This window comes from Nostoc sp. UIC 10890, from assembly GCF_054786515.1.
On record NZ_JBSGKF010000001.1, the window covers coordinates 3,113,845 to 3,126,528 of the forward strand.

Sequence of the window (12,684 nt, forward strand, 5' to 3'; positions counted from 1 at the left end):
ACTCTCGGACACAAATAAAGACATTGCTTGTGTAAGTTAGCTGGATGTGTAAGTTAGGGAACTATATATTTAGTTTCCTTGGAATGCTCACAAAATGTCATATACAGCCTACTTACGTTCAATTAAAAGTAAACTCCAGAGAACTGGTAAAACTCAAAAAAGCCTACGGGTAAAAACTATCATAGAACAGTTTGGCTACCAGCGTAGAAGTCAATCATTCATAGATGATTTTAATATTGCTCTTGATGAATTGGGGCTTTGTGCAAATCCTCCGTTGGATTTGCATATTCCGTTGGATACAAAAATAGCTATTTCTCTTAAAGGTGTAGAACCAATAAATGAAGTTGCTGAATCTCAATCTATTTCAGCCAAACTAAAAGAGGCAATTTCAGTTAAACACGATTTTTTCTACTACTTGTTTGATTTTGGCTCTGAACAAGAATATGAACGATTCCAGGCATGTTTAGATTCTCACCAGCCAGTAGGTATTTTTTTAATTCCACAAGTAGAAGATTTCTTCTCTGATATTGTTGTCAAAATCTTTAATTATGAATTAATTAGAAAATATCAATATGGTGGATTCAATAGTATACCCAAAGCTGCTACTAGGAAAATCCCTACAAGTATTGTCTCAGAAGATAAGGATTGTGAAGATGAACAAGAAAATTCTATCTCTGATGCTAGTATTTTTCAGTTTTATCGCTCAACAATGACCAGCATTATACTTGGCAACACTGGTTTAGAATTGCTTGATTCTGAAAAATTTGATCAGCAGTTTGAACAGATATCCCTATATGCCAATAAATATAATTCCGAACAATTTTTTATCTTATTTCATTGTCCATCGGCTTTAGAAATCCAAGCTCATCAGCAAGAAGATGCTTTAGGATACTTGGTAGATAGAGTTGCTAGTAAAATTCCTTTTACTTTTACTCTCAGGTGTAAATATCCAAATGAAGCCTCTATTGAATCCAAAGAGGAAGTGTACGCCCATTTTCGCCTATTACTGGAACTTCCATATTATGAAATAGAGGAAGATGATGCATCTTTGCAAGATTACTTTGTCGAATTACAAAAAGCTCAAATTCAAGCTGAATCACAATTATTGCTGAAGATGAAAGCTGAACATTTTTATACTCTGAAGTGGCAGCAGGAAAGTAAAGAATATATCTACCTTAAGTATTTTGCTATTAAAACGTTGGAAAGTCTAGGATATGGATTGTCTAATATCGGTTGTGAAGTCGAGTTGACTTCCAGCGATGAAGAAACAATTGATGAAGAGAGATCAGACGATGATGAAGAGTACCAAAGTGAAATTATAGAAGTCTATGTAAAAAATCAGGTAGTGGTTGAGATAGAAACTCTCAAATACCAGGAATTTCAGGATAATAACCTCTTTTTAGATTCCATTAAAAGAGTTTTAAGGAAATCCAAAGTATGGCCGAATAAACTAGAAAGCCTTTGGTTAGTAATTCCTGGTTTTGAGATAGCACGAAATTATTACCAATTGAAAAAGGCTAAGGAAATATTAGAATATAAGTTTTCTGGATATTATGGCGATCGCTTCCAAGTTGTAATCATGGCTCCTGATTATGAAAAACACCAATTAGTTCCAGTATCCTTTGACTCTATCGACTATCCATCTTTTAATTATGGAGCTAAAAAACCTAGTTTAGTACAAGCATATCCAATTACTAACCGCGTCAAAGAATTTAAGCTTGACTTTAGCCAAGTACAAGGGCTAAACGAAGAAAAAGAAAAACTAACTAGACTCTTGAAGCTGCAATCTAAAGGATATAAGAGTTCAATTGGGGGAATTCTTTTCTATGGTTTACCGGGATGTGGTAAAACTTTACTAGCAAATGCCTTTGCTAATGAATCGGGGAGATATTTCTTTAAGTTCTCTCCTGCCGATATTGTCAGTGTTTGGATAGGGCAAAGTCAAAAGAATATTCGAGATATCTTTGCTCAAGCTAAGAAAAAATCTCCTTCACTTTTATTCATTGATGAGTTAGACAGTATTGGATTTAATCGTAATGAAGATAACGCACACACAGACCAAAAGGCAACTATCAATCAATTACTCATAGAACTAAATAATCTGCAAAATAGTGATGTAATTGTCATTGCTGCTACTAATTATTTAAGTGGTATTGATAGTGCCTTAAAACGTTCTGGTAGATTGGATTGGAAGATTCCTGTTTTTCCACCTTCTCAAGCAGAGAGAATAGATTTATTCAAGCACTATCTTTCAAAAATTGATATAAATCAGCTAGTCAACTTTGAAATTCTGGCAGATAAAAGTGGGAGATTTACTTCATCAGATATTGAGTTGGTTTGTCGGGAAGTTAGAAATGCTATTCTTCTAGAAGAAATCAATTCGGCTTTAACAACTTCAGATGTGATTACTTACATCAATAATCTACAAGATGGTGGCTTAAGTCTTAACGAAGAACAAGTCAAAGCATTTTTGGAAGAGTGTAGGAGAATGAGTGTAAAAAATCCTAAGTTAGAAACTCTGAAATTAGAATGGGGATTGTATTAGCAGTAGGCTAACAAAAATCGCGTAGGCGTAGCCCGTCGTAGACATCGTACCTTTTGGCAGTATTGGAAAAGAACTTTAGGAATATGCGATATTTTCATCCTCGAAAAATACTGCTAAGGAGTATAGGAGTGGTAGCGATCGCCTACATTTCAACTTGTCTATTTTTGTTTGTTCGGCAGCGTTCTTTGATATTTAGCCCCACTCCACAAATTTTAACTCTACCTAGTTCACCCGACTTTTTTCTTCCTTACAAAGATGTGCGTTTATCTATTACCGACTCTAATGAATATATACATGGCTGGTGGATTCCAGCACCATTACCAAAAGAGAAAGTTTCTTTAATTCCAAATGAGCCTGTAAAAATTTTAAAATCACCTAAAACATTTTTATACTTTTGTGGTGCTGCTAATAATAAAGGTTACTACAATTACATAGGCAGACTTCAAGCAATGCGACAGTTGGGGTTTTCTGTATTAGTGATTGACTACCGAGGTTATGGTAGTAGTAAAGGGAATTTTCCTAGTGAGTCTCAGCTTTATGAAGATAGTCAAATAGCCTGGAATTATTTAGTAAAAATACAACAAATACCTCCTGATAGAATCGTCATTTACGGCGAATCAATGGGGGGAGCAGTTGCTATAGATTTGGCAGTAAAACATCCAGAAGCTAGTGGATTAATTGTGCAAAGCTCTTTTACATCAATGGCAGAGGAAATCAAATATAGAGATTGGTTACGGATGTTTCCCATCGAGTTGCTGCTAACACAAAAGTTTGATTCTATTTCTAAAGTTCGTTCTCTACGTCTTCCCGTTTTATTTATTCATGGAACTGATGACAGCATTGTTCCATCCTACATGAGTCAGCAGTTATATGATGCTGCCCCTGAACCCAAACAACTTTTATTAATTCCAAAAGGAAAACATGTCCAAATTTATCAACCTGGAAGTAGCTCGTATTTACAAGCAATTCAGAAGTTTATCCAAAAGGTAGAGTCTCAAGAGTAAGAAATAGATCCATCGGTATTACCTTCGACACGATTCAAAAATTCGTCCAAGAATCGATTTTAGTTGTAAGTTTTACAACTTCCATTGTCAAATAATTAGTAAACCTTATCTTATTCTAGATTTTTTAGAGCGAACATTGCTCAATCAGATCCCCAGATCCCCGACTTTTTTGAAAAGTCGGGGATCTTGTGCCTCACGATAAATCCTATTAAAATATGACTATAGTCATGACTACGGTTATTATGAAATCAATTTCCAAAAGTAAACTCAAATCTCAACTTCTTGAGTTCTTACGACTGGTAGAGTCAGAAGGAGAAGAAATTGTAGTTACCGATCGCGGTAAGCCAGTCGTGAAAATTTCCAAATACGCACAAGCACCTTCAACAGAAGAGTTATTTGGGGAAATACGCGGTAAAGTGAAGTACTTTGAGGATTTAACTACACCAACCACTGAGGAATGGACACAATTGTGAAGATAGTCCTTGACACTTGTGCCCTAATTTGGTGGAGTTTAGATCCAGCCAAACTTTCTGAACAAGCTAAAGAAGCGTGCAACCAGATGGAAAGGGATAAAAATGGTCTTGTCCCTTCCATAGCTATATGGGAAATTGCGATAAAAATCAAAAATAAAAAACTAGATTTAGGAGTCAATCTTAACGACTATGTAGTAAGGCTGAAAAAGTCTAGTACTGTTGAGATTGTACCCATTGATGAAAATATTTGGATGGAAAGTGTCAACTTAGAATGGAGTCATGGAGATCCAGTAGATCGAGTTGTCGTCGCACTAGCCAAAAGTAATCAAGCTGCAATAATTACGTCAGATAAAGAAATAGCAAATTTTTACTCAAACGTGATTTGGTGAAGTTAAGAAAGATTGCTTACTCCATCGCCTTAATTTGCTGATTAGCTTCATTCTCTGCTTTCAGCATTGCTTGTTTTAATGGTTGTTGCCCCAACAAGGCGCTGACAAACTGGTTATCAAAGTTATTCACGATCGCACTTGGATATTTCCCCACCTGCCAAGGTGTAGCATAATTAACACCCGCAACTAATGGCGATCGCAGTGGATCTTGGTCATAGCCCAAATTCTTTGCTACTGATTTACGTGTTGGCAAAGCAAACCCTGTTCCTGTCCACTTTTGCATTCCTTCTTTACCTGTGAGATAGGAAATTAATTCCCAGGCTTCGGCTTTGTGTTGTGCTTGCTTATTCATTACGTAGGCAACTGTAAACACCATCGTGCCTTTTTTGTCATTAATAGTAGGCAGTGGTGCAGTAGCAAACTCTACTTGCGGAAAGGTTTCAGTTAAGTAAGGAATTGCCCAGTTACCTTCAATCACCATTGCCACTTTATTCTGACCAAACATTTCACTACCTGAGTTTGTCCCCACATCAGATTTTTGGGCAGAGGAGCGGTCTTTTTGATACTGGTCAACTACCAACTCTAAACCTTGTAAACCTGCCTCACTAGCAAAGGTAGCAGAACCGTTTTGATCAACGAGTTGTCCACCAAAGGCTTTGATTTTATAAGCCTGACGCGCCAATTCTGGAATTTCACCAAAGCCGTATTTGTTAAGTTTGCCTGTCAATTGCTTCGAGTAAGTCCGTAATTCATCCCAAGTCGCTGGTGGATTACTCAAGCCTGCAAAGGCAAAGGCTTTTTTGTTATAAAACAAAGCAAGGGTGGAATAGTCTTTGGGAAGACCGTAAATCTGGTTCTGATATTTAAAACTGTTGAGTAGGGTATCCTCGAAGTCTACTAAGTCAAATTTGGGAGTGATATAACTATCTAACGGTTCTAGGACATTTTGACTCATCAAGAAAGGAGCTTCCAGCGCATCTAGATAAAAAACATCGGGCGCAGCTTCTCCAACTAAACGAGTTTTGATTACATCCATGTATTGGTCGGCAATTACCTCATATTTGACCTTAATTGCCGGATGTTGTACTTCAAAGTCTTGCAGTACTTGTCTCAAGAGCTTTTGCTCAACGGGAGAACCTCCCCAACCACTGAGTTTAATGGTGACTGCCGTAGATGCTAACGGTTTGCTTGGTAATTGTAGGCTTTGACAAGCAATAATAGCGATCGCGATCGCCATCACCAATCCTAAAAAATTAAATAATCTTTTCTTAATCACAAACAGATAACAGTTTCTCTCCTCTTACTTATACCTTCTGTTGCTAAGGAGTGAAATTTTACTTATTTGAAATTTTTGTTGAGAATTGCAAGCTAAAATAACGAAAAATTATCAGCAATGCTATAAAGCATACTTAATTCCTCTGCAACCGGATTTATCCAGGGTACTTCACCCATAAACATAGATTATGGATTCTGTTCAGGTTGAAACAACTGCGCCACTGACTCTGGAATTTCCCCAGATTGCCTTACCACCAATAGCAATCTCTCCAAACTCTCGAATTCCCAAGGATACTATTCGCACTAGTTTAAAAGCTTCTACTGCGGATTCTGTCTTAGCATCGGTTTACTCCCTTGGAACTGGCGGGATTTTACTCAGCAATTTATTGGTGGAATTGGGTGCTAGCCCAGTGGTATTTGGGATGCTTTGCTCTATCCCGATGTTGGTCAATCTTATTCAGCCGTTGGGTGCTTACTTGTCGGAACGCAGCACCAGCCGTTTTCAATATTCGCTTCGGACACACGGAATTGGTCGGTTGCTATGGCTGATTTTAGTAATTGGTATTGCCAGCGCCGGTTGGGGAGTGGTTGATGCTCATCAGTTAGTGATATTGACACTCTTGATTGTTCTATTTAGCAATCTTTTGGGAGGACTAGGAACTGCATCCTGGTTAAGTTGGGTGGCAATGATAGTTCCCCGGCGATTGCGAGGTAGGTATTTTGGGCTACGCAGTAGCGCCGCTAGTCTAACTAATTTGGTTTGCGTACCAATAGCCGGTCTAGTTGTATCACATTGGTATGGGGGATCTCTACAAGGTTATGGGGTAGTTCTACTGGTAAGTGTTGTCTTTGGGATTATGGGATTGGGGTGTCAATATTTCCAGGTGGATATGAATCCGCGATCGCAAAACACTTATTATGGCAAGTTAACTCAAACAAGTGAGATTCAATCAGAGATTGCAAAAGATGAATCTTCTGAAGTCGCTCAATCAATTGATCCACCACAAAACCAATTAGCTAACAGTGTTTGGAAAAACTCTAACTTTTTGATATTTCTGCTGTATTTCAGCTTTTGGACACTTGCTGTTAACCTCAGCAGTCCTTTTTTTAATCTCTATATGCTGGATACGCTGGATTTAGATGTAAGTTACGTGACTATCTACAACAGCCTCCAGGCGGGGGCGACTTTGGTAATGCTCATCCTGTGGGGAAAATTAGCAGACAAGATAGGTAATCGTCCCATCCTCATCTGTATTGGGATTTTGGTTGCAGCGACGCCGCTGCTGTGGCTGGGGATTAGTGTTAATCGCCTTGATATTTGGCTGTGGTTGCCACTGTTACACATCTTGATTGGAGGGACTTGGGCGGCGATTGACTTGTGCAGCAACAATATACAATTGGCGATCGCACCAACTCAAAATCAGTCTATCTATTTTGCGATCGCAGCTGCCGTCGCTGGAGTAAGTGGTGCTTTAGGCACAACTATAGGCAGTTTCATAGTCCAATTTGCCCAGTCTGGAGGTTTACTAAGCTTGTTTGTCCTCTCTGGTTTATTCCGACTAGTAGCCCTGGTTCCACTCATGTTTCTCCAAGAGCCACAAAGAAGTTAGGGAGTAGGGGAGCAGGGGAGCAGGGGAGTAGGGGGAAGTCGCAGTAAGTTTTTCCCCTCTGCCCCTCTGCCCCTCTGCCTCTTGTGCCCCATTCCCCATTCCCCAAACTTTATTCTGCGGCGGTAGAAGTCAAGGACATTGTTTCCCACAACACCATGTGAGGTGTTGTTAATACAGGCTGGTGTAGAGCAATCAGCTGGGCTAGGGTGTTCTTTAATTGGGTACGGGGTACAATATCATCGACAAAACCATGCTGGAGCAAATCTTCAGCAGTTTGGAAATTTTCGGGTAGTTTTTCCCGTAGGGTTTGCTCAATCACTCGCCGACCAGCAAAACCAATGGTTGCCTTGGGTTCTGCCAAAATTATATCGCCCAACATTGCAAAGCTAGCGGTAACGCCGCCCGTTGTCGGATTTGTCAAAACTGGAATATATAACAATCGAGCGTCTTTATGGCGCTGTAAAGCTGCGGAAATTTTCGCCATCTGCATCAGAGAGAGCATTCCTTCTTGCATTCTCGCGCCGCCGGAGGTGCAGACGATAACTACAGGATATCGTCGTTGAGTGGCTTGCTCAATCATGCGGGTGAGTCTTTCTCCCACGACCGAACCCATACTACCACCCATAAAACGGAAGTCCATAACCCCAAGGGCAATGGGCAAACCATTGATTTGACCCAAACCAGTTTTAACTGCGTCTATCAAGCCAATTTTATCTTGTGTTTCCCGCAAGCGATCGCTGTAGAGTTTGCGATCGCGAAATTCTAGCGGGTCGGTTGGACGCAAATGCTCATCCAGCGGTTTCCAGGTATTGCTATCTATCAATTGGCGGATGCGCTCATCACTGTCTACCCGATTGTGATGATTACATTCGACACAAACCATCTGATTGGCTTTCAGGTCTTTTGTATATGCCAATACGCCACACTTAGAACATTTGTGCCACAGACCATCAGCAATTTCACGTTCTTGGCGTTCGAGGCTGGTAGATCCTGACTTCCGTCGATTTGCAAACCAATCAAATAGAGACTTTAAACCACGTGATTCTTCGTTGTTAGCCATTTTTTATTTTATTTTAAGTGGGTATGAGGTCGAAAACATGTCAAACCGTATTGGATTGTCCTTAATCATTGGTCATTCGTCTTTACAATGACTTAATGACTACATCGTTAAACTACGCTTTTAAGCAATTCAGACCTTAATTTTCATCTTTGGTTGCCAGCTTAACGAAAATACTTATGCCAATACAAGTCTCTTGCTATTTTTTTCGGCAGACTTAATTATATGGACGTACTGACAACGCCATGAGAATACCAACCTCCAAATAAAATGCTCTCCCCCTCCTACCCAAATCAATTATTCGTATTGCTAGGTTCTGAACAAGTAGCATCTGTTGTACTAGTTGTACTTGCCAACGGTTAATCGTCGTTAAGAGGGTAATACAAGTCACAAGCTGAATATTATCAAAATGTGAAGGGCAGATGGGGTAATGTTGGTTACAGTCACGAATTATAAATATTTTTTATGAATGGGCATTGGGTATGGGGCATGGGGCACAAGAGGCAGAGGGGCAGAGGGGAAAAACTTACTGCAACTTCCCCCTGCTCCCTTGCTTCTTCTCTACTTCAATTCAAGACGCTGGAAAAAATAACCGCAGGTAACTAGACAAAATAGCTTCACCGCTAAATAGGGTAATCACAGATCCTAAAGCCAAAAAAGGGCCAAAAGGCATCTTTTGTCCTAACTTTTGTCGCGATGTTTCTTGATTTGCGGCTTTACGTCTACGCATAATAACACCAGTGCCAATTAACGCTCCCAGCGCACAGGCAATAAAACTAGCCAAGAGTAAATATTTCCAGCCTAACCAGGCTCCCATCATGGCTGCTAACTTGGCGTCACCTGCACCCATTGCAGTTTTACCAAAGGCAATTGAACCCAATAGGGCGATCGCATCAAATAGCCATAAGCCTAATACTGCACCAACTATCGCCATTATCAGATGATTTACCAATGCCACAAAACTACCTTCTGGTAGAAAACCAACTACCATTTGAAACAAAATCCCTACCACTAAACCCGACTGAGTAAGTGGATTAGGTAGGGTCATTGTATCTAAGTCAATGAGCGATAGCGCTAATAACCAACTGCAAAAAGCCCAATAGCCTATTGTTAAAATCGAAACTTGAAATACCAAAAAAATTAGTAAAAAAATTATGCCCGTTACCCCTTCTACCACAGGATAACGGACAGAAATTTTGCTTTTGCAATATCGACACCGCCCTCTTAAGGAAATCCAGCCGAATACTGGTACATTGTCGTAAGCTTTTAGCTGGTTTAAGCATTTAGGACAACGAGAAGGCGGCCAAAGAATTGACAACCCAGCAGGTAACCGATAAACAATAACATTGAGAAAACTACCAATAGATGCACCTAAAGCAAAGACTATTACACTCGCCGGGATGGCGAACAAAATGTCCATACAGTCATTAGTCCTTTGTCATTTGTCTTGTGTCATTTGTCGTTTATCTTTTGTCATTTGTCGAGAACCAATGACTAATGACTAATGACCAATGACCAATGACCAATGACCAATGACTAATAAATGTGCGATTCAATTTGGCTCAAGGGCACAAAACATTCTTGAGGTAGGAGAACTGGTTGGTTAGTAAAAATAACCTTACCTCGATGAGTCATTCGATTAATTGCTACACCGGAAGGTTGCCCAGCTATTTCGGGATGTACTTCACAGTGAGTGTAGTAAATCTGCCCAGCGGCTCTGATTACGGCGGGATCAATCAGAGGCGACTGATTCTTCGGGGCGGTAAAAGTTGCTTGTCCTTGTCGTAATGCGTACACTATCGACTGTTATTTGATTGCTAGATTTCCCTCTAGTCTACCCGAAACTTTTAGCAAAGGTTGCCAATTTGCCCAGGTTGGACTTTAAAATTCGTAATTCTGTAACAGAAAGGGGATTTGGCGCAAAACTGGAGCGGAGGTTTCCGACCTAGACGCTTTGCACTGAGGGAATTGCAGTCTTGGCAAAACGAACAAACTTTTCCCTACTACCTATCCCTACTCCCCAGCTTTACCCAAGAACTTTGGTTTGGTCGAGTACTAAAATCAATGCATCGCCCATAGCGCGGCAACCTAAAAGATTTTTGCCTGAAGAAATTATATCCCCCGTGCGATCGCCTTGTTCTAAAACTTGCAATACGGCTTGTTCGATGTGATCTGCTGCCTTTGGTTGGTCTAAACCGTAGCGCAACATCATCGCCGCACTCAAAACCTGTGCTAGAGGATTTGCTTTATCCTGTCCAGCAATATCTGGTGCGGAACCATGAACTGGTTCAAATACACCAGGCCCAGAAGCGCCCAAACTAGCTGAGGGTAACATTCCAATACTACCTGTGAGCATGGCAGCAGCATCAGAGAGAATATCACCAAACAAATTGCCTGTAACTATAGTGTCAAATTGCTTGGGAGCGCGTACTAACTGCATAGCAGCATTATCTACATATAAATGAGAGAGTTCGATATCTGGATATTCTTGTGAAAGTTGGGTGATGCGATCGCGCCACAACTGAGATACTTCTAATACGTTCGCTTTATCCACCGAACAAAGTTTTCCACCGCGTTTCCGGGCTGCTTCAAAGGCTACCCGAGCAATACGTTCAATTTCAGATTCGCTGTAAACCATTGTATTTACACCGCGTTTCTCACCTGTTTCTGTGGCAAAAATCCCTTTAGGCTTACCGAAGTAAATCCCGCCAGTGAGTTCGCGCACCACCATAATATCCACGCCTTCCACAACTTCGCGTTTCAAAGTCGAGGCATCGATTAGCTGGGGCAAAATTTTCGCTGGGCGTAAATTGGCAAATAATCCTAAACCTGCACGTAGTCCTAACAAACCTGCTTCTGGGCGTAAATTGGATGGTAAGGAATCCCACTTATAACCACCAATGGCTGCGAGTAATACAGCATCACTGTTACGACAAGCTTCGAGAGTTGCAGATGGCAGGGGTTCGCCTGTGGCATCAATTGCTGCACCACCGATGAGGGCTTCTTGGAATTCAAACTTCAGATCAAATTGCTTCCCTACGACTTTCAGCACGTCTACCGCCACTGCCATAATTTCAGGGCCAATGCCATCGCCGGGTAGTAGAGTAATGCGGTAGTTCTGGGTCATAGCTGGTTATTACTAGGTAAATGCTTTCAGATCAAATATCATACCTAGCAAAATGTACTGATGGAGTTTTTAATTTATTTAGATGTATTGTATGTTGTCTGAATCGCCCTTTTGATGACCAGACACAAGAACGGATTCGTTTGGAAGCTGAGGCGATATATAAAGCCAGTTTCAATTTCTGAAACCAGCCTGACAAAAACTGTAAAAAAAGGTTAGGTTAGCGGTTAATCACAAGCCGCACCCTAGCAGCGATGGTAAAAGAATTAGCAATTTGTACCCGTGGGCTAACTAAGCAATTTGACCGCCACGTTGCTGTCAATGATATTGATTTAGAAATCCAGGCGGGGGAAGTATATGGACTGATTGGACCCAATGGCGCAGGTAAAACAACTCTCATCCGAATGTTGGCAATTGCTGAAGAACCAACTACGGGTGAGATTTATATTAATGGCGATCGCCTACTCCGTGACAAGAGTAATCCCAAACTCAAGCGTCGTCTAGGCTACCTACCCGATGACTATCCGCTGTATGAAGATTTAACAGTCTGGGACTACTTAGATTATTTTGCGCGTCTTTATCGTTTACGAGAACCACGCCGCACTCAACGCTTACATGAAGTTTTAGAACTAATTCAACTTGGTAATAAACGTAATAGTCGGATTTCTACGCTGTCGCGAGGGATGAAACAGCGCTTAAGTTTAGCGCGAACCATTATCCACGAACCGATTTTACTCCTACTAGATGAGCCTGTTTCTGGGCTTGACCCCATTGCTAGGATGCACTTTCGTGAAATCATCAAGGCTTTGCAAGAAGCTGGGATGACTGTGATCATTTCTTCCCACGTTCTCAGTGATTTAGCTGAACTTTGTACTTCTGTGGGAATTATGGAACTTGGCTTTTTGGTAGAAAGTACTTCCCTACAGCAACTTTACCAACGTCTTGCCCATCAGCAAATTGTGATATCAACTCTGGGGAACTTAGAGACACTTTTGAGTGAACTTAAACATCATTCTTTAGTAGAACAGTGGGAGGTAATACCAGGAAAAAACAGCGTGCGGGTGAATTTTTCGGGCAAAGATGAAGATAGTGCTGAGTTGTTGCGATCGCTAATTAAAGCGGGCATTCCTCTAACTGATTTTCACTGCACACAAGAAGACTTAGAAACTATTTTCTTAAACTTAGGTCACAAACAAGCATCTTGATA

11 protein-coding genes are annotated in these 12,684 nt (G+C 40.7%); 6 read left to right on the forward strand and 5 right to left on the reverse strand.

Annotated elements, in window-relative coordinates:
* Positions 1 to 274: 274 nt before the first annotated feature.
* From ACWATR_RS12595 to ACWATR_RS12610, 4 genes are all read left to right on the forward strand, one after another.
* Complete coding sequence (locus ACWATR_RS12595; protein WP_460332642.1) at positions 275 to 2,545, forward strand: ATP-binding protein; 2,271 nt, start codon at positions 275 to 277, stop codon at positions 2,543 to 2,545.
* Between the two features lie 83 nt (positions 2,546 to 2,628).
* On the forward strand, positions 2,629 to 3,549 hold the full coding sequence (locus ACWATR_RS12600) for an alpha/beta hydrolase (protein WP_460332644.1): 921 nt from the start codon (positions 2,629 to 2,631) through the stop codon (positions 3,547 to 3,549).
* A 227-nt stretch (positions 3,550 to 3,776) separates the two neighbouring features.
* Positions 3,777 to 4,022 (forward strand): type II toxin-antitoxin system Phd/YefM family antitoxin, encoded by a 246-nt coding sequence (locus ACWATR_RS12605; protein WP_322718247.1) that lies wholly within the window; start codon positions 3,777 to 3,779, stop codon positions 4,020 to 4,022.
* Positions 4,019 to 4,411, forward strand: coding sequence for a type II toxin-antitoxin system VapC family toxin (locus ACWATR_RS12610; protein ID WP_460332647.1), 393 nt, complete (start codon positions 4,019 to 4,021; stop codon positions 4,409 to 4,411). Before ACWATR_RS12605 ends, ACWATR_RS12610 begins: the two co-directional genes overlap by 4 nt.
* Positions 4,412 to 4,427: 16 nt before the next feature.
* Here the strand turns inward: ACWATR_RS12610 and ACWATR_RS12615 are convergent, their stop codons facing one another.
* Entirely contained in the window at positions 4,428 to 5,648 is a 1,221-nt protein-coding gene (locus tag ACWATR_RS12615; RefSeq protein WP_460340376.1) for an ABC transporter substrate-binding protein, read from the reverse strand.
* A 226-nt stretch (positions 5,649 to 5,874) separates the two neighbouring features.
* Here ACWATR_RS12615 and ACWATR_RS12620 point away from each other — a divergent pair, with 226 nt between their 5' ends.
* On the forward strand, positions 5,875 to 7,296 hold the full coding sequence (locus ACWATR_RS12620) for an MFS transporter (RefSeq protein WP_460332649.1): 1,422 nt from the start codon (positions 5,875 to 5,877) through the stop codon (positions 7,294 to 7,296).
* A gap of 109 nt (positions 7,297 to 7,405) precedes the next feature.
* Here ACWATR_RS12620 and accD read toward each other — a convergent pair whose 3' ends face one another.
* From accD to leuB, 4 genes are all read right to left on the reverse strand, one after another.
* A complete protein-coding gene (accD, locus tag ACWATR_RS12625; protein ID WP_322638660.1) occupies positions 7,406 to 8,356 on the reverse strand; it encodes an acetyl-CoA carboxylase, carboxyltransferase subunit beta in 951 nt (316 codons plus the stop codon).
* Between the two features lie 568 nt (positions 8,357 to 8,924).
* Positions 8,925 to 9,773: a prepilin peptidase gene (locus tag ACWATR_RS12630; RefSeq protein ID WP_460332651.1), complete on the reverse strand. Its 849-nt coding sequence runs from the start codon at positions 9,771 to 9,773 to the stop codon at positions 8,925 to 8,927.
* A 116-nt stretch (positions 9,774 to 9,889) separates the two neighbouring features.
* Complete coding sequence (locus ACWATR_RS12635; protein WP_460332653.1) at positions 9,890 to 10,150, reverse strand: hypothetical protein; 261 nt, start codon at positions 10,148 to 10,150, stop codon at positions 9,890 to 9,892.
* A gap of 229 nt (positions 10,151 to 10,379) precedes the next feature.
* A complete protein-coding gene (gene leuB, locus ACWATR_RS12640; protein WP_460332655.1) occupies positions 10,380 to 11,480 on the reverse strand; it encodes a 3-isopropylmalate dehydrogenase in 1,101 nt (366 codons plus the stop codon).
* Positions 11,481 to 11,731: 251 nt separating this feature from the next.
* Between leuB and ACWATR_RS12645 the strand changes: the two genes are divergently transcribed.
* Positions 11,732 to 12,682 (forward strand): ABC transporter ATP-binding protein, encoded by a 951-nt coding sequence (locus tag ACWATR_RS12645; protein WP_460332657.1) that lies wholly within the window; start codon positions 11,732 to 11,734, stop codon positions 12,680 to 12,682.
* The last annotated feature ends 2 nt before the right edge of the window (positions 12,683 to 12,684 follow it).

Coding starts and splice junctions, on each gene's coding strand:
- ACWATR_RS12600 (WP_460332644.1), top strand. CDS start 2,629: ATGCGATATTTTCATCCTCGAAAAATACTGCTAAGGAGTATAGGAGTG.
- ACWATR_RS12605 (WP_322718247.1), top strand. CDS start 3,777: ATGACTACGGTTATTATGAAATCAATTTCCAAAAGTAAACTCAAATCT.
- ACWATR_RS12615 (WP_460340376.1), bottom strand. CDS start 5,648: ATGGCGATCGCGATCGCTATTATTGCTTGTCAAAGCCTACAATTACCA.
- ACWATR_RS12620 (WP_460332649.1), top strand. CDS start 5,875: ATGGATTCTGTTCAGGTTGAAACAACTGCGCCACTGACTCTGGAATTT.
- accD (WP_322638660.1), bottom strand. CDS start 8,356: ATGGCTAACAACGAAGAATCACGTGGTTTAAAGTCTCTATTTGATTGG.
- ACWATR_RS12630 (WP_460332651.1), bottom strand. CDS start 9,773: ATGGACATTTTGTTCGCCATCCCGGCGAGTGTAATAGTCTTTGCTTTA.
- leuB (WP_460332655.1), bottom strand. CDS start 11,480: ATGACCCAGAACTACCGCATTACTCTACTACCCGGCGATGGCATTGGC.
- ACWATR_RS12645 (WP_460332657.1), top strand. CDS start 11,732: ATGGTAAAAGAATTAGCAATTTGTACCCGTGGGCTAACTAAGCAATTT.